The sequence below is a fragment of the Methylorubrum populi genome (genome assembly GCA_036946625.1).
GTDB lineage: Bacteria > Pseudomonadota > Alphaproteobacteria > Rhizobiales > Beijerinckiaceae > Methylobacterium > Methylobacterium populi_C.
Window position 1 is genome coordinate 232,639 of the sequence record JAQIIU010000002.1, and the last position, 24,260, is coordinate 256,898.

The following is a 24,260-nucleotide window of genomic DNA, read 5'->3' on the forward strand; positions in this document are numbered from 1 at the left end:
CGTTGCGCCGGCGCCCGAACCGCGGCACCTGCGGGCGATGTCCGTCCCTCCCGCACCGCTTCCGATCGAGGCCGCTCTTCCGGCCCTGCGCACGGCCTTGTCCGCGGGCGCGTCGGCGGTGCTGGTCGCCCCGCCGGGCGCCGGCAAGACCACCCGGGTGCCGCTGGCGCTGCTCGACGAAGCGTGGCTGGGGAGCCGAAGGATCATCCTGCTGGAGCCCCGGCGGTTGGCGGCGCGGGGCGCGGCCGAGCGCATGGCCGCCACCCTCGGCGAGCGGGTCGGCGACACGGTGGGCCTGCGGGTGCGGCTCGGCTCCAGGGTCTCGGGCCGCACCCGGATCGAGGTCGTGACCGAAGGCGTGTTCACCCGGATGATCCTCGACGATCCGGAACTGGCCGGCATCGGCGCGGTGCTGTTCGACGAGTTCCACGAGCGCTCGCTCGACGCCGATCTCGGCCTCGCCTTCGCCCTCGACGCGCAAGGGGCGCTGCGGGAGGATCTGCGCATCCTCGCGATGTCGGCGACCCTCGACGGCGCCCGGGTGGCGGGGCTCCTCGGCAACGCGCCCGTCGTGGCGTCGGAAGGCCGCGCCCATCCGGTCGAGACCCGCCATCTCGACCGCGACGCGGGCGAGGAGCGGATCGAGGACGCGATGGCCGCCGCGATCCTGCGGGCGCTGCGGGCCGATCCCGGCTCGGTGCTGGCCTTCCTGCCGGGGCAGGCGGAGATCCGCCGCACCGCCGAGCGGCTGGAGGGCCGCCTGCCCGACGATACCGACCTCGCCCCGCTCTACGGCGCGCTGACCCAGGGCGAGCAGGACCGGGCGGTCGCCCCCGCCCCGGCGGGCCGGCGCAAGGTGGTGCTGGCCACCGCCATCGCCGAGACCTCGCTGACGATCCAGGGCGTGCGCATCGTCGTCGATTCCGGGCTGGCCCGGGTGCCCGTCTACGAACCTGGCAACGGCATGACCCGGCTCGTCACGGCCCGGGCCTCGCGCGCCTCGGTCGATCAGCGCCGGGGCCGGGCCGGGCGCACCGAGCCGGGCGTGTGCTGGCGGCTCTGGCCCGAGGCGGCGACCGCCGCGCTCGAACCCTTCGCCCGGCCCGAGATTCTTTCGGCCGATCTCGCCGGGCTGACCCTCGACTGCGCCGCCTGGGGCGTGACCGACCCGATCGCCCTGCCCTTCCTCGATCCCCCGCCGGCCCCGGCGCTGGCCGAGGCGCGGGCGATGCTGACCGATCTCGGCGCCCTCGAGGCCGACGGCCGGCTCACCGCCGTCGGAAAGACCCTGCGCGGCCTGCCGCTGCCGCCCCGGCTCGCCCGGATGGTCGCCCGCGCCGCCGAATCCGGCCAAGCCCGCGCCGCCGCCGATCTCGCCGCCGTGCTGGTCGAGCGCGGGCTCGGAGGCGATGCGGTCGATCTCGCCGAGCGCCTCGACCGCTTCGCCCGCGACCGGGGCGGGCGCGCCGGAGACATGCGCCGCCTCGCCGAGGGCTGGGCGCGCCAAGCCGCGAAGGCGGCCGGCGGGACGGCCGGCGGGACGGCGGAGCCCGATCCGAGGCTCGCCGGGCCCGGCGCCCTGCTGGCCTTGGCCTATCCCGACCGGGTGGCGCGGGCGCGGGGCCGCGAGGGCGCCTTCCTGATGGCGAACGGCCGCGCCGGCCTCCTCGACCCGGCGAGCCCGCTCGTCCGCGAGCCGTTCATCGTCGTCGCCGACCTGACCGGCACGGCGGCCTCCGCCCGCATCCTCTCCGCCGCCGCGATCTCCGCCGCCGCGATCGAGGCCCTGTTCGCGGACCGCATCACGTTCGCGCGCAGCGTGAGCTTCGACAGGCAAGCGCGGGCCCTGCGCGCCCGCGAGGGCCGCCGGCTCGGCGCCGTGACGCTCGACGAGTGCACCCTCTCCGTCCCGGCCGACGCGGACGCCGCGCGGGTGCTCGCCCGCGGCGTTGCCGGGCTCGGCCTCGATCGCCTGCCCTGGACGCCGGCCCTGGCGCAGTGGCGCGCCCGGGTCCGCTTCCTGCACGGGGCCGAGGGCGGGGAATGGCCGGATCTCTCCGACGCGGCCCTGGCGGAGACCGTGGAGGCGTGGCTCGCCCCGGCCATCGTCGGGCGCGCCTCGCTCGCGGCGGTCACCGCGGACGATCTCGGTCAGGCCGTCCAGGGCCTTCTGCCCTGGACCCTGCGCGCCCGCCTGGAGACGGAGGCGCCGAGCCATGTCGAGGTGCCGACGGGCTCGCGCATCCCGGTCGATTACGAGGCGGGGCCCGAACCGGTGCTGGCGGTGCGGGTGCAGGAACTGTTCGGCCTCGACCGGCATCCGACCCTCGGCGGCGGGCGCGTGCCGCTGGTGCTCCACCTGCTCTCGCCCGCCCACCGGCCGATCCAGATCACCCGCGACCTGCCGGGCTTCTGGCGCGGCTCCTGGGCGGCGGTGCGCTCGGAGATGCGCGGCCGCTATCCCCGCCATCCCTGGCCGGAAGACCCGCTGGCGGAGGCACCGACCCGGCGGGCCAAGCCGCGGGGCACGTGACGCGGACGTCTTCGATGAAAATCCGTCCACGAGCGCATGCTGGCGGCGCTCACGCAAGGAGCGCCACGCCCTGGCGCCGGACGACGCGATGCGGCGGGAGACGAGTCTGCCGGCGCCCTCTCAAGCCGCTTGCGAGAAGGCGCTGGCCGCTCTCGAACGGCTTGAACAGATGTTCTGGGGATTTCTCGGGGATCGGAAGCCGCTGGATTTCGAGTGTATTGCAGGACTGGGATCGAATCATCTACATTCTCCGCATTGCGCGGAGGGGCCGGGTGATGGAGATTGCTTTCGGTAGGCACAAGAACATCGATCAGGCCTTCAAGGCGAAGGTCATTGGTATCGCTTCAAATCTGAAATGCGATCCCAGTCATCTCATGGCGGCAATGGCTTTCGAGACGGGCGAACGCTTCAAGGCGAATACGCGAAACTCCGTCAGCGGAGCGACGGGCTTGATCCAATTCATGCCTTCGACGGCGAAGGCTCTCGGAACGACGACGGACAAGCTGGCTCAGATGACCGAGCTCGACCAGCTCGATTACGTCGAAACGTACCTCAAGCCTTACACAGGCAAGATGGGGACGGTCTCGGACGTCTACATGACGATTCTCTACCCGGCCGCCGTCGGGAAGGATGCCGCCCATGTCCTGTTCGCCGAGGGAAGCAAGGCCTACGGGCAGAACAGGGGGCTCGACGTCAACAGGGACGGGACCGTCACCAAGGCCGAGGCGGCCGCGAAGGTCTATGCGAAGCTCATCCGCGGGTTGCGGGACGACCTGCGCGGTTGATCCTCGCGGGCCGGGGGAGTGCGGTTACGCGAAGCGGCCGCCCTTCTGGATCACCTCGATCTTGTAGCCGTCCGGATCGGTGGCGAAGAAGAAGGTCGCCAGTGCCGTCTCGCCGTGCTCGAGCGTCTTGAGCGGGGTGACCGGAAAGCCCTCGCGCTCGAACCGGGCGCGCTCGGCGGCCGCATCCTCCACCACGAAGGCGAGGTGGCCGTAGCCGTCGCCGGGATCGTAAGGCTCCGACCGGTCCTTGTTGACCGTCAGTTCCAGTTCGAACGGCGAGGACGGGTCGCGCAGGTAGAGCAGCGTGAAGTCGGGGAAGTCGAAGCGGTCGGACGGTTCCAGGCCGAAGGCGCGGGCGTAGTAGTCGCGCGCGCGCGCCTCGTCGCGGACGCGGATCATGGTGTGGACGGGCTTGGCCATCGGCCCTCTCTCCCGGTTGCGGATGAGGGCCCATCTGGCGCATCCTCGGGTGAGCGGAAAGGCCTCGGCGGCTTAACGCTTCGTCAACCTTGCGAGCCGCTTGCTGCCGACGATGATGCGAGCCGCGCCCCGAGACGTCGCAGAAGATACGGACGCTCTGCCGCCGGGCGATGCGGCCCTGCGCGCGGCGATGCGCGGCTGGCGCGAGGCGCTGGTCCGCGAGCGGCGCATGGCCGCCAACACGGTCGCGGCCTACGAGCGCGACCTGCGCCAGTTCCTGATCCATCGCGCCGCCCGCGCCGGCACGCCGACCCTCCCGGGGCTGATCGCGCTCAAACCCCGCGACCTGCGCGCCTTCATGGCCGCGCGCCGGGCCGAGGGCGTCGGCGGGCGCAGCCTGATGCGGATGCTGGCGGGCCTGCGCTCCTTCGCCCGTTTCCTCGAACGGGAGGGGCACGGCAGCGTGGCGGCGCTGGGCGCGGTGCGCTCGCCCAGGATCGAGCGGCGCCTGCCGCGCCCCCTGCCCGTCCCCGCCGCGGTGGCGATGACCGTGCCGGAATCCCGCCCCGACGACGACCGCGCGCCCTGGGTCCTCGCCCGCGACGCGGCGGTGATCGCGCTGCTCTACGGCTCGGGCCTGCGCATCTCCGAGGCGCTGGGGATCGCCGCCCGCGACGCGCCGGTGCCGGGCATCGACGCGGTGCGGGTGACGGGCAAGGGCGGCAAGGTTCGCGACGTGCCGGTGCTGCCGGCGGTCGCCGAGGCGGTGGCCGCCTATCTCACCCGGTGCCCGCATCCCCTCGATCCGCAGGGGCCGCTCTTCGTCGGCGTGAAGGGGGGGGCGCTGTCGCCGCGGGTCGTCCAGTACGCGGTCGCCGCCCTGCGCGGCGCCCTCGGCCTGCCCGAGAGCGCGACCCCGCACGCCCTGCGCCACTCCTTCGCGACGCATCTGCTCGCCCGCCGGGGCGAATTGCGGGCGATCCAGGAACTGCTGGGCCACGCCTCGCTCTCGACCACGCAGATCTACACCAAGGTCGATGCCGCACGCCTGATGAGCGCCTTCGAGGACGCCCATCCCCGCGCCGGCCGGGTCCGGCCGCTCGATCGGAGGCCGGAGAGAGCCGCCGGTTCGGTGAAACCGCCGGTGCGAAGCGGCGGCGTGGATCTCAACGCCGGGCATGCTGTCGGCGACGACGTCTCCGCGGGCGTATAGAAATGCGCCCGCCCGCCCGGTTCACCTTGGTCTTGCCGCGATTGGGTGGCGGATTGTCCTCGACACGGCGGCGCGAATCCGCCGATTCAGCAGCTTCAAGGAGTGTCCGATGCGCGTGAGCGGAATCTGCCTCGCGATCCTGCCGGTCCTCGCGGTCCTCGCCGTCACGGCCACGGTGAAAACGCTGCTCCTGCCCGTGACCGCCGTGCGGCTCCTGGCCCGCGGACGCGTCGCGCGGGCCTGACGAGGCCTCCGCCCCGTTCGGGCGGAGGCCGGATCACCCCGCCCCGGAGCCGTGCAGCACGGCCGGCACCGGATCGTCGCCGTCGAGGGTGCGCGCGACCGCGCGGGCGACGTTGACCAGGGCCGTCACCATCGGCGTGGCGGGATCGCGGCGCGGGGCGACCAGGCCGATGGCGTGGCGCAGGTCCGGCTCGACGATCGGGATCGCCCGCAGGCCTTCGGTCGGCCCCAGCGCGTCGGCGAGGATCGCCGGCATCACGCTCGCCCATTGCAGCGTGCGCACATGCGTCATCAGCACGACCATCGAGTTGGATTCGAGCGTCGGCGCCGGCTCGCCGCCCGCCGCCCGTAGCTGCTGGTCGATGATCCGGCGGTTCTGCATGTTGGGCGTCAGCAGGCAGAGCGGAATCCTGGCCAGCTCCGCCCAGGTCACGCTGGCGCGGTCGTCGTAGGGGCCGCCCGCCGCGGTCAGGAGCTGATAGTGCTCGGTGTAGAGCGGCACCGCCGTGACGCGGCCGAGCGGCTCGTTGTCGAGATAGGTCAGCCCCGCATCGGCCTCGAGATCGTCGATCAGCGAGAAGATGTCCTCCGACGTCGTGGAGAGCACGCTGAAACGCACGTTGGGGTAGCGCGCCCGGTAGGGCGTGGTGAGCGCGGCCACCATCGGCAGGGCGGTTGGCACCGCGGCGATGCGCAGGTGGCCCGACAGGCCGCGGCGCAGGGCCGCCACGTCGTCCTGCATGGCGCGGGCGTCGCCGACGATGCGGCGGCCCCAGGCCAGCACCCGGTCGCCCTCCGGCGTGAACCCCTGGAAGCGCGAGCCGCGCTGGACGAGGCGCACGCCGAAGCGATCCTCCAGGCTCTTCACCCCCGCCGACAGCGTCTGCTGGGTCACGCCGCAGGCTTCCGCCGCGCGCCCGAAATGCTGCTCGCGGGCGAGCGCCAGGAGGAATTCGAGCTTGTCGATCATGGGTTCCGGCCCACCCGCGAGGGGCGGGCGGGTCCGACGGTAGGCCGGGGGGCCGGCGTGCTCAAGCGACCGCCCGAGACGCCCTGCCCTACCGGAACAGGATCAGCGCCTTGGCCAGGGTGATCCAGATGCCCCACAGGATCGGCAGCCCGACCACCGCCCAGGCCAGGAGGGCGGCGGGCGTCACGCCGCCCCGGCCGATGCCTTGGCTGCCGCCGTGCGTCGCGGCCACGGCGGCGTCCGGCTTGGCGCCGACGGTCTTGAGCCGTGCCTCGTCCATGAACCAGTGCCGGGCGAGCGGCCGGATCAGGAGATTGCAGAGGAAGCCGGCGGCGAGGAAGGCGGCGAGCACCAGCATCGTGCGGGCGTAGAGATCGAGGCCCTGCACCCCCGCATCGACCTGATGCTGGCGGATCGCGGTGACGACGAGGGGGCCGACGACGCCGGCGGTCGACCACGCGGTCAGCAGGCGGCCGTGGATCGCGCCGACGAACTGCGTGCCGAACACGTCGGCGAGATAGGCTGGAATGGTGGCGAAGCCCCCGCCGTACATCGACAGGATGATGCAGAACATCCCGACGAACAGGGCGGTCGAGCCGAGCCCGGCGGCCCAGGGCGCGGCGGCGTAGAGCACCAGCCCGACCCCGAAGAAGATCGCGTAGGTCGTCTTGCGCCCGATCCGGTCGGACATCGAGGCCCAGAAGAAGCGCCCGAGGATATTGAACAGCGACAGCAATCCGACGAAGCCGGCCGCGATCGCCGCCACCTGACCCTTCTCCGCGGCGTCGAGCTGCGCCAGGCCGAGGCCCGGGCGGCCGATCAACTGGCCGCCGAAGATCTCCTGCAGCATCGGCGAGGCGAGCGCCAGCACGCCGATCCCGGCCGAGACGTTGAGGCACAGCACCAGCCACAGCAGCCAGAATTGCGGGGTCTTGTGGGCCCGGTCGAGATGGACGTGGCCGGCCGCGATCATCGCGTTGCGGCGGGCCGGCGCGGTCCAGCCCTCCGGCTGCCATCCGGCCGGCGGCACGCGGTAGCCGAGGGCGCCGCTGACCATGAACACGAGATAGCCGACGCCCATCACCGCCAGCGCCTGCCACACCCCGGCCGAGTCGGGCGTGCGGAAGGTCTTGATCAGGGTGTCGGCCAGGGGCGAGCCGATCATCGCGCCGCCGCCGAAGCCCATGATCGCCATGCCGGTGGCCATGCCGCGCCGGTCGGGGAACCACTTGATCAGCGTCGAGACCGGGGAGATGTAGCCGAGCCCGAGCCCGATGCCGCCGATCAGGCCCATGCCGAGCCAGATCAGCCAGAGCTGGTGCAGATAGACGCCGAGCGCCCCGATCAGGAAGCCGCCGCTCCAGCAGAGCGCGGCGGCAAGGCCCGCCTTGCGCGGCCCGGCCCGCTCCAGCCAGCCGCCGAACAGGGCGGCCGAGATGCCGAGCATCACGATGCCGATGGAGAACACGATGACGAGATCGCTCACCCGCCAGTCGCAGGTCGTGGTGACCAGCGCCGTGACGAGGCTCATGTCCGGGCAGGCGGCCGGCGCCGGCGCCCCGACGCTGAGCGCCCGCGACAGCGGCAGCCAGAACACCGACAGGCCGTAGGCCATGCCGATGCACAGATGGATGGCGAGGGCGGCCGGCGGCACCAGCCAGCGGTTGAAGCCCGGCTTGGCGACGGTTCGTTCCCGGGAGAGGAATCCGGGCGGGGACGAATCGAAAGCGGCGGCCGGCGCGGCACTCTGGCTCATGAAGGTTTTCCCATGCGGCGACCCTGTCCGATCGGGCCGTCCGACTGCCGGGGTGTTAAGTTCGCGATGCGCGAAAACCTATCCCGCCAAATCGACCGGGGGACCTTTCCCGTGACAGATGCCGCGAGACCTTTCGCCGCATCGGCCCTTTGGCGGAGCGGGCGAGCGGCGGCCTCCCGATGCCGCCGAACGAGAGGCCGCCGAGGAGGCCGGTCCTCAGCCGGCGTCGCTGGCGCCCTCGCCCACGAGCTGCGGGTTGCGGGTGGCGGGCCGCACCGGGCTCTCGGCGGCCGGCTCGCTCTCCAGCGCCCGGCGCACCAGCGCGTCGAGCCGCGCGCCGGCCTCGTCGGCGTAGCCTTCGAGGTCGCGGCGCATCTTCGGCGTCCAGAACGCCACGATGTGCTTGTGGATGCCGGCCACCGCCTCCTCTTCCGGATAGGACCGGAAGAACAGGGCGATCTGGTTGGCCATCCGCACCAGCTTGTCGTTCGGATTCGTCGCGCTCATCGGCTGATGACTCGGCTTCGTCTGGTGGGGCGCGTTCCAACCCACGCCCTCATCCTGAGGTGCCGCGCAGCGGCCTCGAAGGAGGGCTCCAAGGATCGCGCGTGGTCTGGAGCCCTCCTTCGAGGCCTCCGCTTCGCTCCGGCACCTCAGGATGAGGGACGGGATCGGAAGCCCGGGAGCGAGACGATGCACGGCTCCCGAACTCCCGCAGAACTACTCCGCGGCTTCCGCGATGCGGGTCAGCGAAAAGTCCTCCTCGTAGAACTTCGCCTGCCAGTCGGAGGGCCGGTTCGTGCGCCGCACCTGCACCGCCGTCACCTTGTATTCGGGGCAGTTGGTGGCCCAGTCCGAATAGTCGGTGGTGATGACGTTGGCGCCGGTCTTGGCGTGGTGGAAGGTCGTGTAGACGATCCCCGGCTGCATCCGCTCGGTGACCTTGGCCTTCAGCGCGATGTCGCCCGAGCGGCTCTCCAGCGACACGAGGTCGCCGTCGACGATGCCGCGGACTTCCGCGTCGAAGGGGTGGATCTCCAGCACGTCCTCCTCGTGCCAGCGGGAGTTCTCGGTGCGCCGGGTCTGCGCGCCGACATTGTACTGCGAGAGGATGCGGCCGGTGGTGAGGATCAGCGGGAACTTGGCCCCGGTCCGCTCGTCGGTCGCCACGTATTCCGTGATCATGAAGCGGCCCTTGCCGCGCACGAACCGGTCGACGTGCATCATCGGGGTGCCGAGCGGCGCCTTCTCGTTGCACGGCCACTGGATCGAGCCGAGTTCCTCCAGCTTCCGGTAGGACACGCCGGCGAAGCTCGGGGTGAGCCGGGCGATCTCGTCCATGATCTCGGAGGGGTGGTCGTAGTTCATCTCGTAGCCGAGCGCACGAGCGAGCAGGATGGTGCCCTCCCAGTCGCCGTAGCCGCCGAGCGGGGCCATCACCTTGCGCACGCGGCTGATGCGCCGCTCGGCGTTGGTGAAGGTGCCGTCCTTCTCCAGGAACGAGGCGCCCGGCAGGAAGACGTGGGCGTACTTGGCCGTCTCGTTCAGGAAGATGTCCTGGATCACGATGCACTCCATGGCCTTGAGGCCGGAGGTGACGTGATGGGTGTCGGGGTCGGACTGCGCGATGTCCTCGCCCTGGATGTACATGCCCTTGAACGAGCCGCCGACGGCCTCGTCCAGCATGTTGGTGATGCGCAGGCCCGGGGCGTTGTCGAGCTTGGCCCCCCAGATCGCCTCGAAGCTCTCGCGGGTGGCGTCGTCCGAGACGTGGCGGTAGCCGGTGAGCTCGTGCGGGAACGAGCCCATGTCGCAGGAGCCCTGCACGTTGTTCTGGCCGCGCAGCGGGTTCACGCCCGCGCCCACCTTGCCGATGTTGCCGGTGGCCATGGCGATGTTGGCCATGCCCATGACCATGGTCGAGCCCTGGCTGTGCTCGGTCACGCCGAGCCCGTAGTAGATCGCCGCGTTGCCGCCCGTGGCGTAGAGGCGGGCCGCCTTGCGGATCTCCTGCGGATCGACGCCGGTGATCGCCTGCGCCGCTTCCGGCGCGTTGCGCTCCTCGGCGATGAACCGGGCCCAGGACTCGAACTCGGCGAGGTCGCAGCGCTCGCGCACGTAGTCCTCGGCGATCAGCCCCTCGGTGACGATGACGTGGGCGAAGGCGTTGATGAAGGCGACGTTGGAGCCGGGCTTGAGCGGCAGGTGATGGTCGGCCCGGATGTGGGGCGACTTCACCAGATCGATTTTTCTCGGATCCGCGACGATCAGCCTTGCGCCTTCCCGGAGGCGCTTCTTCATCCGCGAGCCGAAGACCGGGTGGCCGTCGGTCGGGTTGGCGCCGATGACGAGGATCACGTCGGAGTCCTCGACCGACTTGAAGTCCTGCGTGCCGGCCGAGGTGCCGAGCGTCGACATCAGGCCGTAGCCGGTCGGCGAGTGGCAGACGCGGGCGCAGGTGTCGACGTTGTTGTTGCCGAAGGCGGCGCGCACGAGCTTCTGGACGAGGTAGGCCTCCTCGTTGGTGCAGCGGGACGAGGTGATGCCGCCGACCGAATCCTTTCCGTACTTGGCCTGGATGCGCTTGAACTCGGAAGCGGCGTGGTCGATCGCCTCCTCCCAGGAAACCTCGCGCCACGGGTCCGTGATCGTCTCGCGGATCATCGGCTTGGTGATGCGGTCCTTGTGGGTGGCGTAGCCGTAGGCGAAGCGGCCCTTGACGCAGGAATGGCCCTCGTTGGCCTTGCCGCCCTTGTAGGGCACCATGCGGATGACCCGGTCACCCTGCATCTCGGCCTTGAAGGCGCAGCCGACGCCGCAATAGGCGCAGGTCGTCACCTCGGAATGCTCGGGCTGGCCGTACTGATGGACGGTCTTTTCCTGGAGCGTCGCGGTCGGGCAGGCCTGGACGCAGGCGCCGCAGGACACGCATTCGGACTGCATGAAGTCGGTCGGGCCGGCCGCCACGCGGCTGTCGAAGCCGCGGCCTTGAATCGTCAGCGCGAAGGTGCCCTGCGTCTCCTCGCAGGCGCGCACGCAGCGGTTGCAGACGATGCACTTCGACGGGTCGTAGGTGAAGTAGGGATTCGACTCGTCCTTGGGCAGGTAGCGGTCGGAGGACGGCTTGACGTGGTTGTCGCCGTCATAGCCGTAGCGCACGTCGCGCAGGCCCACCTGACCGGCCGTGTCCTGCAACTCGCAATCGCCGTTGGCGGCGCAGGTCAGGCAATCGAGCGGGTGGTCGGAGATGTAGAGTTCCATCACGCCCTTGCGCAGGCGGTGCAGCTTGTCCGACTGCGTGTGCACGACCATGCCGTTCTCGGCCGGCGTGGTGCAGGAGGCCGGCGTGCCGCGCCGGCCCTCGATCTCCACGAGGCACATGCGGCAGGAGCCGAACGGCTCCAGCGAGTCGGTGGCGCAGAGCTTCGGGATCTTGGTGCCCATGTGCATCGCGGCGGCCATGACCGAGGTGCCGGCAGGCACCGTCACGCTCTCGCCGTCGATGGTCAGCGTCACCGTCTGCTCGTCGAGCCGGATCGGGGTGCCGTAGTCGATTTCCTTGATGAGGGTCATCGGCTGCCTCCTCATTCCGCTGCGGCGGGCAGCGTGCCCGTGCGGGAAAAGTCTTCCGGGAAATGGGTGATCGCGCTCATCACGGGCATCGGCGTCAGGCCGCCCATGGCGCAGAGCGAGCCGTCGGTCATGATCTCGCAGAGATCCTCGACGAGCTCGAGATTGGCCTCCGGGCGGATGCCGGAGATGACCTTGTCCATGGTCTCGACGCCCCGGGTGGCGCCGATGCGGCAGGGGGTGCACTTGCCGCAGGACTCGGCGGCGCAGAACTCGAAGGCGAAGCGCGCCTGACGCGCCATGTCCACGGTGTCGTCGAACACCACGATGCCGCCGTGGCCGACGAGACCCTTCCTGGCCGCCATCGCCTCGTAATCGAGGGGCGTGTCGAGCAGCGCGTCGGGGAAGTACGCGCCGAGCGGGCCGCCGACCTGCACCGCGCGCACCGGCCGGCCCGAGGCCGTGCCGCCGCCGAACTCCTCGATCACCTGCCGGATGGTGATGCCGAAGGCGTACTCGATCAGGCCGCCGTGCTTGATATTGCCGGCGAGCTGGATCGGCAGGGTGCCGAGCGAGCGGCCCATGCCGTAATCGGCGTAAGATCGGGCGCCGTGCTCCATGATCCACGGCACCGCCGTGAAGGTCATCACGTTGTTGACCAGCGTCGGCTTGCCGAGGAAGCCCTTCAGCGCCGGGATCGGCGGCTTGGCCCGGACGATGCCGCGCTTGCCCTCCAGGCTCTCCAGCAGCGAGGTCTCCTCGCCGCAGATGTAGGCGCCGGCGCCCAGCCGCACTTCGAGATGGAAGCTCTTGCCGGAGCCCAGAATGTCGTCGCCGAGCACGCCCGCCTTGACGCCGTTGGCGATCGCGTCGCGGAGCGTCCGGAACGACTGCGGGTACTCGGAGCGGCAGTAGATGTAGCCGCGGGTGGCCCCCGTCGCGACCGCGGCGATGGTCATGCCCTCGATCAGGTTGAAGGGATCGCCCTCCATCATGATCCGGTCGGCGAAAGTGCCGGAATCGCCCTCGTCCGCGTTGCAGACCACGTATTTCTGATCCGATCGGGCCAGCATCACCGTGTTCCACTTGATGCCCGCCGGGAAGCCGGCGCCGCCGCGCCCGCGCAGACCCGAATCGCGCACCTGGGCGACCACGCCCTCGGCATCGAGCTTCAGCGCCGCTTCCAGGCCGCGATAGCCGCCATGGGCCCGGTAATCCTCGACCGAGACCGGATCGACCACGCCGCAGCGGTGGAAGGTCAGGCGATGCTGACGCGCCAGGAACGGGATCTTTTCGGGATCGCCGAGGCGGAGCGCGTGCTCGCCGCCCTCGACAAGGTTCGCGTCGAGCAGGCTCTCGACGTCGGCCGGGGTCACCGGGCCGTAGGCGATGCGGCCCTCGGGGGTCGCGACCTCGACCATCGGCTCCAGCCAGAGCAGGCCGCGGGTGCCGGTGCGGACGATGCGCACGTCGAGGCCACGCCGCTCGGCGCCGGAAAAGATCGCGCGGGCGACGCGGTTGGCGCCGAGGCCCAGGGCGACGGCATCCTGCGGGACGGTGATGGTGATGCTCACGCGCGGACCTCCTTGAGGGCGGCGTCGAGGGATTCGGCGGAGAGGCGGGCGAGCGGCTCGTCATCGACCAGGGCGGCCGGGCCGTTGGCGCACAGGCCGAGGCAGTAGACCGGCTCGACGGTGACGCCGTCGGCGCTGGTGCCGTGCCAGCCGCAGCCCATCCGCGACAGGATCTCGCCGTGGAGGCGGTCGGAGCCCATCGCCTGGCAGGCCTCGGCGCGGCACAGCTTGACGTGGTGACGGCCGGTCGGCGGCTCGCGCCGGAAGTCGTGGTAGAACGTCAGGCAGCCGTGCACCTCGGCCCGGGACAGATTCAGCGCCTCGGCGATCATCGGCACCGCTTCCGCGTCGATATAGCCGAACGTCTCCTGCAGAGCATGCAGTATAGGGAGAGTCGCACCTTCCAGAGACTGCAGCTCGGCGACGATCCCGGCGGCGCGCGTGGCGTTCCAAGGCTCGGCATTCGCCATGTTTTCCTGCCCAACTTGGTTTTGTTCTAAGGCTTGATCCAATCAGGGCCGGCACTAAAGTTCAATCAAGCTGTCTCGTGGCTCGACAAAAAATTTCGATCGAAATGAGTGGTTTGCGCTGCATCAACCGCTCAACGCGGGGCTAAAATTTTTTGAGACAGCGCCCATGCTTTTCTTGAGACGGGTGGAAGGTGGCGTGAAGCCGTCCCGCGTCGCGTTGCCGGATGAAGCCATCGCATCGAAGCCGCATCCGACAGCCGGCGCGAGCCCGTGTGCTGTCATTCGCGGCGGACGCGAGAGGACCGGCCGGGGCCGGCCTTCAGGCTTCCAGCGCGGCGTAGGTCAGCACCCGCAACTCGCGGCGCAGGGGCAGCGCCGAGGACGGGACGAGCTGCGTGAGCAGCAGCACCGCCATGTCCTCGTCGGGATCGATCCAGAACGAGGTGCTCGCCACCCCGCCCCAGGACACCTCGCCCGGGGTGCCGAGGATCTGGGCCCGGGCCGGATCGAGCATCACCGACAGGCCGAGCCCGAAGCCGATGCCGGCATAGGAGGACTCGGCGAAGCGCGGCTGGCCCATCGCGGCGAGGTCGCCGGGCAGGTGGTTCGTCAGCATCAGCTCGACGGTCTTGCGGCCGAGAAGCCGCACGCCGTCGCATTCGCCGAGGTTGAGGATCAGCCGGCAGAAGCGCAGGTAGTCGGCCGCCGTGGAGACGAGCCCGCCCCCGCCCGAGGCCAGGGGCGGCGGCGTCAGGAACCGGCTGCCGACGCCGTCGTCGTAGAGGCGCAGTTTCCCCGCGCGGTCGAAGGCGTAGTTGGCGGCAAGGCGCGCCCGCTTCTCCTCCGGCACGAAGAAGTCGGTGTCGGTCATGCCGAGCGGGCGCAGGATGCGCGCGCGCATGAACTCGGCGAAGTCGACGCCTGAGACCACCGCCACGAAATGGCCGAGCACGTCGGTGGCCACCGAGTAGTTCCACTCGGCGCCCGGCTGGGCCAGCAGCGGCTGCTGCGCGAGCCTTGCCACCAGATCGCCGAGCGGCAGGGTCGAGGTCTGGAAGTCGATCTCGTGCTGGCGATAGAGCGCGTCGACCAGCGTCGCCTCCATGAAGCCGTAGGTCAGGCCGCTCGTGTGGGTGAGGAGGTCGCGGATCGTGATGGGGCGGAGCGCCGGCTCGGTCTCGAGCCTCGCCCGGTTGCCGCCGGTCATCACCCGCATCTCGGCGAACTCGGGCAGGAAGCGGGCGACGGGATCGTCGAGCTGGAAGCGGCCCTCCTCGTAGAGCATCAGCACCGCGAGCGAGGTCAGCGGCTTCGTCATCGAGTAGATGCGGGTGATGGTGTCGGCGGCAAACGGCTTCTCCCGCGCGAGGTCGGCATGGCCGTGGGCGCGGAAGAACGCGGTCCGGCCGCCGCGGATCACGCCGACCGAGAGGCCGGCGAGGCGCCCGGTCTCGACGTAGCCGCGCATCCAGGCATCGACCCGCTCCAGGCGCTTCGGGCACAGCCCGACCTCCCGCGGATCCGTATCGACCTCGACCTGCATGCCCGGCTCCTCGCCTCGTCGTCCGCCGCCGGTGTAGCGAGACGGGCCCGGGCATCACAACCCGCCCCCGGCGCCATCGTCGCCGGTTTGTCGCGCGGGCGGCCCATGCTAGCCGGGGCGTTCCCGCCGGCTCGGCGGCGGGGACGCCCCGATTCGAACGCCCGGCGATGTCGAGCGTTCGTGTCGGGCCATTCGGGAGGAGGACGCCATGAGCGCAAGCGCAGGCCAAGATGCGGGCGACCAAGCGAATTACGCCCTGTTCCTCGATTTCGACGGCACCCTGGTCGAGATCGCCCCGCGTCCCGACGCGGTGCAGGTCGATCCCGGTCTCGTGCCCGCCCTGGAACGCCTGCGCGAGCGGCTCGGCGGGGCGCTCGCCGTGGTGACGGGACGGCCGGTCGCGGTGATCGACGCGTTCCTCGGGCCCGCCCGCTTCGACGTGGCCGGCCTGCACGGGGTCGAGCGCCGGGTCGACGGCCGGCTCAGCGGCGGCCGGCCGGAGGATCACCCGGACCTGCGCGCCGGCGTCGAGCGGCTCCACGCGGAGACGGCGCGCTACGAGGCCGTGCTGATCGAGGACAAGGGGGCCTCGGTCGCGGTGCACTGGCGGCTCGCCGCGCCGGGCGACGCGCGGGCGGCCGAAGACATCGTCAAGGCGGTGGCGGCCGATCTCGGGGCCGCCTACCGGCTCCAGCTCGGCAAGGCGGTCGGCGAGATCGTGCCGGCGAGCGCCACCAAGGGCCACGCCATCCGCGCCTTCCTGGAGACCGGCCCCTATGCCGGCCGCCGGGCGATCTTCCTGGGCGACGACCGCACCGACGAGATCGCCTTCGCCTCCGTCAACGAGGATGGCGGGATCAGCGTGCGCATCGGCGACGGGGATACCGTGGCAGCCCGCCGCCTCGCCGGCCCGGCCGAGGTGCGCGCCCTGATCGCGGCCTGGGCCGACGGCGCACCGATCGACCCCGGGGCGCTGCCCGCCGCCTGAAAGGTCGTCCGGCGCTTGCCGAGCGACGGCCGGGCCCTCTGTTAAGATCGCGGCAAAGGCTTGCGAGAAGCGAGAGGCGGATGTTCGAATTCCCGGTGCTGATCGGCGATGTCGGCGGAACGAATGCCCGCTTCGGCCTGATCGAGACGAAGGGCGCGGCGCCCCGGATCCTCTCCCGCGAAGCGACGGCTGGCCATTCCGACCCGAGCGCTGCGATCCGCGCTTCGCTCGGTGCGTGCGATGCGCCCGCGCCGCGCTCGGCGATCCTGGCGATCGCCGGCCGGGTCGATGCGCCGGCCGTGCAACTCACCAACGCCGACTGGCGGGTGGACGCGGCCGCGATCGGGCGGGATTTCGGGCTCGCACGGGTCGCCCTGGTCAACGATTACGTGCCGGTCGCGGCGGGCGCCGCCGGCATCGAACCCGACGACCTCACCCCGATCGGCCCGGAGACGAGCGACACGCGCGGGCCCCGCCTCGTGCTCGGGCCCGGCACCGGCTTCGGCGCCGCCGCCCTGATCCCCTACGAGGACCGCCTCGCCGTCGTCTCGACCGAGGCCGGCCACACCGATCTCGGCCCGACCGACGCGGAGGAGGCCGAGATCTGGCCGGCGGTCGAGCGCGTCGGGGGCCGCGTGACCGTGGAGACGCTGCTCTCCGGCTCGGGGCTGGCGCGGCTGCACGCGGCGGTCCGCGCGGTGCGGGCGGGCGGCGACGGCACCCTGCACGACCCGGCCGAGATCACCGAGGCCGGCCTGTCGGGCGAGGACCCGCACGCGCGGGCCGCGCTCGCCCTGTTCGGCAAGCTTCTGGGCCGCGTCTGCGGGGATCTGGCGCTGACCTTCCTCGCCACCGGCGGCGTCTATATCGGCGGCGGCATCGCCCCGCGGATCGTCCCGCTGCTGCGGGAGGGCGCGTTCCGCGAGGCCTTCGAGCGCAAGGCGCCCTTCGCGGCGCAGATGCGGACCATCCCCACCAGCGTCATCACCGTGAAGGACCCCGCCTTCAGCGGCCTCGCCGCGCTCGCCGGCGAGGGGAGGCGCTTCGTCTATCACGGACAGGCCTGGACGCCGGAGAGCTGACGGGACGGCACCGGCGGGAGACCCTGGCGCCCGCCGAACGGTCTGTTAACCATGGGTCGCGATAAGCTCGCGCGTCCGGCAGGCCTCGTCCCGAGGCGGGCCGGAGCGTGGAGCCGACCAGAGTCCCGACCATGCGCGCCAAGCCCCTCCTTCGCGCCCGCTTCCTCCTCATCGCCGGGGCGATCGCGCTCCCGGCCGGCGTCCAGGCCGCGCCCCGGGCCCACAGGGCCAAGGCGGCGCCCGCGGGCGTGGCGGTCGATTACAGCGTCAACCTCGCCGGCATCCCGATCGGCAACGCCCAGCTCACCGGCGCCTTCGACGGCGCGCGCTACCGCATGGACGTCTCGGCGGTGCTGACCGGCCTCGTCGGCGCGGTCACCGGCGGCCAGGGCTCGGCCCGCTCCTCGGGCAGCATCGCCGCCGCGCCGCTGCCGAGCGCCTTCGCCATCGCCACCCGCACCAGCAGTTCCGGCATCGCCGTGCGCATGGCGCTCGCGAACGGCAACGTCACCCAGGCCGAGATCACCCCGCCGCTGCTCGACACCGGCGACCGGGTGCCGGTCACGGCCGCCGCCAAGCGCGGCGTGATCGATCCGGCGAGCGCCCTGATGATGCCGGCCCGCGCCCGCGCGGACCTCACCGATCCGGAGAACTGCAACCGCACGCTTCCCGTCTTCGACGGCGCCACCCGCTTCAACGTGGTGCTCAGCTACGGCGAGACCCGGCAGGTGGAGAAGCCCGGCTACAGCGGCCCGGTGCTGGTCTGCAACGCCCGCTACGTCGCCATCGCCGGCCACCGGCCCGACCGGCCGGGGGTGAAGTTCATGGAGGAGAACCGCGACATGTCGGTCTGGCTCGCCCCCGTGGAGGGCGCGCGGGTGCTGGTGCCGATGCGGATCTCGGTGCGCACCACGCTCGGCACCAACATCATCGAGGCGACGCGCTGGACGCGGACCGGCACGGCGACCGCCACCGGCGGCGAGGCGCAGCCCGCCGCCGCGACCGTCGCCGAGGCGCGCCTGTCCCCGCGCTAGCTGTTCCCCGGAACCCGTTCGGCCCGGCAATCCCGCGCTCGCCCTCATCCTGAGGTGTCGACGCGCGGCGGCGGCCTCGAAGGGTGTTCCAGGGAGCGCGCGGGACTTGGAAGATCCTTCGAGGCCGCTTCGCAGCACCTCAGGATGAGGGATTCGGGTTGGATACGCGAAATCGAACGGGGTCCGAGGCGGTCAGGAAGATTGCCATGTCCCGCGCCACCATTGCCTCGATCGGACGATACTGCTGGCGAATGGTGTCGGATCGCTCAGAACCCTCGTCCGGCTCGCGTCGCGTTGCTGGATTGCTTCGCCTGACGGCTCGCAATGACGGTGTGAGCGATCCTCTTCGTCATTGCGAGGGGGAGCCGAAGCAATCCAGTGCGCGACGCGAGCCGGATGAGACACGCGCATCATCCGAAACCTGTTCGCCAGCCGTATCGATCAGACGGAAAAATCTCCGGATCGCCTGCCTGGCCCTGCCGCTCCTCGCGGGTACGGCCCGCGCCGGCGGCCCCCTGGAAGCCGGGCCGGATTGCGGCCCCGACGCCTTCTCCTCCGCGCAGGTGATCGAGCGCCGCCCGCCGCGCCGCGGCCCGGTGACGGTGATGCCCGACACGCTCTGCACCGACCTGACGCCGCAGCCACCGCAGCCGCGGATCGACATCTACGTCGATCCCGGCCTCGGCGCCCCGGCTGGCGTGCCGGGCGCGAGCGCCCCATATGAGGGCAGGTCGCCGCGAATCGCCCCGTCCCGCTAGCGGCCGTTCTCCGTCGCAGGGCTTGCCGGCCCGGCTGTCCTCCGCTCCTCCGACGGCCCTTGGTGCCGCAGGGATCGCCGCCCCTCGCATGACGCTCCGCACCCTTCACCGCGAGGCCCGCGCGCGCGGGGTCACGGCGGTGCTCGGCCCGACCAACACGGGCAAGACCCACATGGCGATCGAGCGGATGCTCCAGCATCCGACCGGCATGATCGGCCTGCCCCTTCGGCTCCTGGCCCGCGAGGTCTACCTGCGCGTCGTCGCCAAGGTCGGGGCGGAGAACGTCGCCCTCGTCACCGGCGAGGAGAAGATCAAGCCGGACCGGCCGCGCTACTGGATCTGCACCATCGAGGCGATGCCGCGCGACCTCGAAGTCGCATACGTCGCGATCGACGAGATCCAGCTCGCCGCCGACATGGATCGCGGCCACGTCTTCACCGACCGCCTGCTCTACCGGCGCGGGCGCGAGGAGACGCTGCTGATCGGCTCCTCGACCATGCTGCCGCCGGTCCAGGCGCTGATCCCCGGCGTGCAGACCACGACCCGCCCCCGCCTCTCGCAACTCACCTTCGCGGGCGAGAAGAAGATCTCGCGGCTGCCGCACCGCACGGCGATCGTCGCCTTCTCGGCCGAGGAGGTCTACGCCATCGCCGAGCTGATCCGGCGCCAGCGCGGCGGCGCGGCCGTGGTGCTCGGCGCGCTCTCGCCGCGCACCCGCAACGCCCAGGTCGAGCTCTATCAGTCCGGCGAGGTCGATTACCTCGTCGCCACCGACGCGGTCGGCATGGGGCTCAACCTCGACGTCGACCACGTGGCCTTCGCCGCCAACTGGAAATACGACGGCACCCGTTTCCGCAAGCTGACCCCGGCCGAGATGGGCCAGATCGCGGGCCGCGCCGGACGCCACACCTCGGACGGCACCTTCGGCTCCACCGGCCGCTGCCCGCCCTTCGAGCCGGAGATGGTCGAGGCGCTGGAGAACCACGACTTCGATCCGGTGCGCATGCTGCAATGGCGCAACCCGGACCTCGACTTCGCCTCGCTCGAAACGCTTCGGGCGAGCCTCGACGCGCACCCGCACGAACAGGGCCTGACCCGCGCGCCCATGGGGGAGGACCAGCAGGCGCTGGAAATCCTGATGCGCGAGGAGGACATCGCAGACATGGCGCGGAGCCGGTCCGCGGTGCGGCGCCTGTGGGACACCTGCGGCGTGCCGGACTACCGCAAGGTCCATCCCCAGACTCACGCCGACCTCGTGGCGCAGCTCTACCGCTTCCTGATGCGCGGCATGGCGGGGCGCATCCCCAACGACTGGTTCGCCCGCCACGTGGCGATGATCGATCGCACCGACGGCGACATCGACGCCCTGTCCCAGCGCATCGCGCAAGGCAGAACCTGGACCTTCGTGGCGAACAGGCCCGACTGGTTGCTCGATCCTCTGCATTGGCAGGGCGAGACGCGTCGGGTAGAGGACAGACTGTCCGACGCCCTGCACGAGCGCCTCGCGAGCCGCTTCGTCGACAGGCGCACCAGCGTCCTGATGCGGCGCTTGAGAGAGAAGACGATGCTGGAAGCCGAAATCACCTCCGGCGGTGACGTCACCGTCGAGGGTCAACATGTGGGCCGTCTTCACGGCTTCCAATTCGTGCCCGACCCCCAGGCCGAGGGCCAGGAAGCCAAGACGCTGCGCTCCGCCGCCGAGAAGGCGCTGGCCGGCGAGATCGAGGCGCGGGCCGACCGCTTCGCCTCGGCGGCCGACGCCGCGCTGGTGCTCTCGCATGACGGCATCGTCCGCTGGACCGGAGAGCCGGTCGCCAAGCTGACCTCCGGCGACAAGCTGTTCGAGCCGGGGCTGCGCCTCGTCGCCGACGACAGCCTGGGCGGCGCGTCCCGCGAGAAGGTCGAGGCGCGGCTCTCCGCGTGGCTGCGCGCCCACGTCGTGCGCCTGCTGGGACCGCTGATGGAGATCGAGTCGGCGGCCGACCTCACCGGGCTCGCCCGCGGCATCGGCTATCAGGTGGTCGAGGCCCTGGGCGTGCTGGAGCGGGCGAAGGTCGCCCACGAGATGCGCAGCCTGGATCAGGACGGGCGCGCCAACCTGCGCCGCCACGGCGTGCGCTTCGGCGCCTACCACATCTTCCTGCCGGCGCTCCTGAAGCCGGCCCCGCGCACGCTCGCCGCCCAGCTCTGGGCGCTCAAGAGCGGCGGCCTCGACCAGCCCGGCCTCGACGAGATCGCGCATCTGGCCGGCTCGGGGCGCACCTCGATCAAGGTCGATCCGGCCATCGCCAAGGGTCTCTACCGCGCCGCCGGCTTCCGGGTCTGCGGCGAGCGGGCGGTGCGCGTCGACATCCTGGAGCGGCTCGCCGACCTGATCCGCCCGGCCATCGCCTACCGCCCCGGCACCACCCCGGGCGAGCCCCCGGCCGGCACCGCCGACGGCGACGGCTTCGTCGCCACCGTCAACATGACCTCGCTGGTCGGCTGTTCGGGCGAGGATTTCGCCTCGATCCTGAAGTCGCTCGGCTACGTCGCGCAGGTACGCCCCGGCCCGGCCATCACCGTGCCGCTGGTGGCCGCCGCGCCGACCGTGCCCGCCGCACGGCCCGCCGAGGCCGCGCCGCAGGAAACGGTGACCGCGCAACCGTCGCAGGACACGGCTGCCGAGGCCGCGGAGCCGGCCACCGCCGAGGTCACGCTCGACGAGAGCGCCGAGGCGTCGGCGGAGGCTTCTGCCTCCGAGGCCGAACCCGCGGCGGCGGAGCCGACCGAGGCTCCCGCGGAAGCGGCGGACGTGGCCGAGGAGCTGGCGCCTCCCGAAGCCGTGACGGAGACGGGCCGCGAGGCCGCCTCTCCGATGCCGGCCGAGACCGCGGCCGCCGCGGGCGAAGCCGCGGCGGCCGGTGAGGTCGAGGCGGTGGATGCCGCGGATTCGGCCCTTCCCGCGGAGGAAGCCGCCGCGGAAGCGGCGACTGCCGAAGCCGGCGCCGAGCCGGCCGCACCGGCGGCTCCCGAGACCGTCGAGGTCTGGCACCTGCATCGTCCGCAGCGCCATACCGGACCGCGGCCCGGCCGTGGCCAGGGACGCCAGGACGGGCGTCAGGACGGCAGGCAGGATGGCCGTCACGGCGAGCGGCGGGGCGATGGTCCGCGCCGTCCCCGCGAGGATCGGCCCGAGGGCGGCCGTGCCGAGGGCAGGGGCGACGGGCGCCGGGAAGGCGAGGGCGGCCCGCGCCGCGACCACCCCGGCGGGCGCAGCCGGCCCGACCGCCGCGACGAGAACCGCCGCCCCAACGCCGAGCCGCGCCCGCCGCGCCGCGAGCGCCAGCCCGATCCCGATTCGCCCTTCGCCGCGCTGGCCGCGTTGAAGGCGAAGCTCGAATCCGACGGGGGCAAGCGCTGAGGGCGCGTCCTCCGGGACCGGAATGAGCGCGGGGCGCCAGCGCCTCGACAAGTGGCTGTGGTTCGCGCGCTTCGCGCGGACCCGCGCGATGGCGGCCCGGCTCGTCACCGACGGCCATGTCCGCGTCAACGGCACCCGCGCCGACGCGCCGGCCAAGGCGGTCCATTGCGGCGACGTGCTCACCGTCGCCGCGCCGCACGGCACGATGCTGGTGCGGGTGCTCGATCTCGGCGAGCGCCGCGGCGGCGCCCCGGAGGCGCAGCGGCTCTACGAACCGGTCGGCGAGGCTTCGTCCTGAGGCGCTGGTTTCGAGGCGTGCGTCGGCCCGCGCGGAGCGTGATCAGACGGCGTGGCGGCACTGGATTGCTTCGCTCCGCTCGCAATGACGGAGAGGGTTTCCCGCACCGTCATCGCGAGGCTTCAGCCGAAGCCATCCGGCACCGCGACGGTGGCCGGAGGCGCGCTGCACCTGACGTCGAACCTCCGCCGCACGGAGCAATCTTCCTTCCCGGCAAACCTGCCGCTTGATCATCGCCGCGCAAGCCTCTAAGCGGACCGCGCCTTTAGTGTCTCTCACAAAACTCCCGCTGCGCCGTCGCGCCCAGAGAGAGGGCTCCCGAGACCCGGGAGTTTTGCGAGGCACTCTTACGCCCGGCTCACGGCCGGTCCCGCGGTAGGATTGCACGATGGCCAAGGAAAAGTTCACCCGTTCGAAGCCGCACTGCAACATCGGCACGATCGGACACGTGGATCACGGGAAGACGTCGCTGACGGCGGCGATCACGAAGGTTCTGGCGGAGTCGGGCGGGGCGACGTTCACGGCCTACGACCAGATCGACAAGGCGCCGGAGGAGAAGGCGCGCGGCATCACGATCTCGACGGCGCACGTCGAGTACGAGACGACGAACCGTCACTACGCGCACGTCGACTGCCCTGGCCACGCGGACTACGTGAAGAACATGATCACCGGCGCCGCGCAGATGGACGGCGCGATCCTTGTGGTGTCGGCGGCCGACGGCCCGATGCCGCAGACGCGCGAGCACATCCTGCTGGCGCGTCAGGTCGGCGTGCCGGCGCTGGTGGTGTTCCTCAACAAGGTCGACATGGTCGACGACGAGGAGCTTCTGGAGCTGGTCGAGCTGGAGGTGCGCGAACTGCTCTCGAAGTACGACTTCCCCGGCGACGACATCCCGATCACCAAGGGCTCGGCCCTGATGGCGCTCGAGGACAAGGAGCCGAAGATCGGCCGCGAGGCGGTCCTGGCGCTGATGGCGACGGTGGACGCCTACATCCCGCAGCCGGAGCGTCCGATCGACATGCCGTTCCTGATGCCGATCGAGGACGTGTTCTCGATCTCGGGGCGCGGGACGGTGGTGACGGGCCGGGTCGAGCGCGGCATCGTCAAGGTGGGCGAGGAAGTCGAGATCGTCGGCATCCGCCCGACGACGAAGACGACGGTGACCGGCGTCGAGATGTTCCGCAAGCTGCTCGACCAGGGCCAGGCGGGCGACAACGTCGGCGTGCTTCTGCGCGGCACCAAGCGCGAGGACGTGGAGCGCGGCCAGGTGGTGTGCAAGCCGGGTTCGGTGAAGCCGCACGCGAAGTTCAAGGCCGAGGCCTACATCCTGACGAAGGAGGAGGGCGGACGCCACACGCCGTTCTTCACCAACTACCGCCCGCAGTTCTACTTCCGCACGACGGACGTGACCGGGGTGTGCACGCTGCCGGAGGGCACCGAGATGGTGATGCCGGGCGACAACGTGACGATGGACGTGGTGCTGATCGTGCCGGTGGCCATGGAGGAGAAGCTGCGCTTCGCCATCCGCGAGGGCGGCCGCACCGTCGGCGCCGGCGTCGTCGCAGCCATCAACGACTGATTTCTTGGGATTGGGCGCACGGCTTCGCGCGTGCGCCTTCC

General features: G+C 71.5%; 19 protein-coding genes. 11 read left to right on the forward strand and 8 right to left on the reverse strand.

The genetic code is table 11. The features are described from left to right. Positions 1-37: 37 nt before the first annotated feature. Positions 38-2,533 carry an ATP-dependent helicase HrpB gene (gene hrpB, locus PGN25_02770; protein ID MEH3116547.1) on the forward strand — a complete coding sequence of 832 codons (2,496 nt, stop codon included), beginning with the start codon at positions 38-40 and terminating at the stop codon, positions 2,531-2,533. A gap of 275 nt (positions 2,534-2,808) precedes the next feature. Continuing rightward, positions 2,809-3,318: a lytic transglycosylase gene (locus PGN25_02775; GenBank protein ID MEH3116548.1), complete on the forward strand. Its 510-nt coding sequence runs from the start codon at positions 2,809-2,811 to the stop codon at positions 3,316-3,318. Positions 3,319-3,342: 24 nt separating this feature from the next. On the opposite strand, the gene PGN25_02780 is transcribed toward PGN25_02775, so the two are convergent. After that, positions 3,343-3,738, reverse strand: a complete 396-nt coding sequence (locus tag PGN25_02780) for a VOC family protein (GenBank protein ID MEH3116549.1) — start codon at positions 3,736-3,738, stop codon at positions 3,343-3,345. A 115-nt stretch (positions 3,739-3,853) separates the two neighbouring features. Between PGN25_02780 and PGN25_02785 the strand changes: the two genes are divergently transcribed. Together PGN25_02785 and PGN25_02790 are read left to right on the forward strand one after the other, a co-directional pair. Next, positions 3,854-4,951, forward strand: a complete 1,098-nt coding sequence (locus PGN25_02785; protein MEH3116550.1) for a tyrosine recombinase XerC — start codon at positions 3,854-3,856, stop codon at positions 4,949-4,951. Positions 4,952-5,060: 109 nt separating this feature from the next. Further along, positions 5,061-5,195, forward strand: coding sequence for a hypothetical protein (locus tag PGN25_02790; GenBank protein MEH3116551.1), 135 nt, complete (start codon positions 5,061-5,063; stop codon positions 5,193-5,195). 33 nt (positions 5,196-5,228) lie between these two features. On the opposite strand, the gene PGN25_02795 is transcribed toward PGN25_02790, so the two are convergent. The 7 genes from PGN25_02795 to PGN25_02825 form a co-directional block, all read right to left on the reverse strand. Beyond that, positions 5,229-6,164, reverse strand: a complete 936-nt coding sequence (locus tag PGN25_02795) for a LysR family transcriptional regulator (GenBank protein MEH3116552.1) — start codon at positions 6,162-6,164, stop codon at positions 5,229-5,231. Between the two features lie 88 nt (positions 6,165-6,252). Next, positions 6,253-7,920 (reverse strand): OFA family MFS transporter, encoded by a 1,668-nt coding sequence (locus PGN25_02800; GenBank protein MEH3116553.1) that lies wholly within the window; start codon positions 7,918-7,920, stop codon positions 6,253-6,255. Between the two features lie 216 nt (positions 7,921-8,136). Next, entirely contained in the window at positions 8,137-8,427 is a 291-nt protein-coding gene (locus PGN25_02805; GenBank protein MEH3116554.1) for a formate dehydrogenase subunit delta, read from the reverse strand. 213 nt (positions 8,428-8,640) lie between these two features. After that, on the reverse strand, positions 8,641-11,493 hold the full coding sequence (fdhF, locus tag PGN25_02810; protein MEH3116555.1) for a formate dehydrogenase subunit alpha: 2,853 nt from the start codon (positions 11,491-11,493) through the stop codon (positions 8,641-8,643). Positions 11,494-11,504: 11 nt separating this feature from the next. Beyond that, positions 11,505-13,064: a formate dehydrogenase gene (locus PGN25_02815; protein ID MEH3116556.1), complete on the reverse strand. Its 1,560-nt coding sequence runs from the start codon at positions 13,062-13,064 to the stop codon at positions 11,505-11,507. After that, positions 13,061-13,534: a formate dehydrogenase subunit gamma gene (locus tag PGN25_02820; protein MEH3116557.1), complete on the reverse strand. Its 474-nt coding sequence runs from the start codon at positions 13,532-13,534 to the stop codon at positions 13,061-13,063. The genes PGN25_02815 and PGN25_02820 overlap by 4 nt, the downstream gene beginning before the upstream one ends. Positions 13,535-13,853: 319 nt before the next feature. Continuing rightward, positions 13,854-15,077, reverse strand: a complete 1,224-nt coding sequence (locus PGN25_02825; protein ID MEH3116558.1) for a serine hydrolase — start codon at positions 15,075-15,077, stop codon at positions 13,854-13,856. Positions 15,078-15,285: 208 nt separating this feature from the next. Here PGN25_02825 and otsB point away from each other — a divergent pair, with 208 nt between their 5' ends. From otsB to tuf, 7 genes are all read left to right on the forward strand, one after another. Further along, the gene (otsB, locus tag PGN25_02830) at positions 15,286-16,065 is read left to right on the forward strand and encodes a trehalose-phosphatase (protein ID MEH3116559.1); all 780 of its coding nucleotides are present in this window, start codon (positions 15,286-15,288) and stop codon (positions 16,063-16,065) included. 80 nt (positions 16,066-16,145) lie between these two features. Continuing rightward, complete coding sequence (locus PGN25_02835) at positions 16,146-17,147, forward strand: glucokinase (protein MEH3116560.1); 1,002 nt, start codon at positions 16,146-16,148, stop codon at positions 17,145-17,147. Between the two features lie 131 nt (positions 17,148-17,278). Next, complete coding sequence (locus PGN25_02840) at positions 17,279-18,181, forward strand: DUF3108 domain-containing protein (GenBank protein ID MEH3116561.1); 903 nt, start codon at positions 17,279-17,281, stop codon at positions 18,179-18,181. A 440-nt stretch (positions 18,182-18,621) separates the two neighbouring features. After that, the gene (locus PGN25_02845; protein MEH3116562.1) at positions 18,622-18,939 is read left to right on the forward strand and encodes a hypothetical protein; all 318 of its coding nucleotides are present in this window, start codon (positions 18,622-18,624) and stop codon (positions 18,937-18,939) included. 88 nt (positions 18,940-19,027) lie between these two features. Beyond that, positions 19,028-22,342 (forward strand): helicase-related protein, encoded by a 3,315-nt coding sequence (locus PGN25_02850; GenBank protein MEH3116563.1) that lies wholly within the window; start codon positions 19,028-19,030, stop codon positions 22,340-22,342. Positions 22,343-22,364: 22 nt separating this feature from the next. Further along, positions 22,365-22,640, forward strand: a complete 276-nt coding sequence (locus PGN25_02855; GenBank protein MEH3116564.1) for an RNA-binding S4 domain-containing protein — start codon at positions 22,365-22,367, stop codon at positions 22,638-22,640. 388 nt (positions 22,641-23,028) lie between these two features. After that, positions 23,029-24,219 (forward strand): elongation factor Tu, encoded by a 1,191-nt coding sequence (gene tuf / locus PGN25_02860; GenBank protein ID MEH3116565.1) that lies wholly within the window; start codon positions 23,029-23,031, stop codon positions 24,217-24,219. Positions 24,220-24,260: the final 41 nt, after the last annotated feature.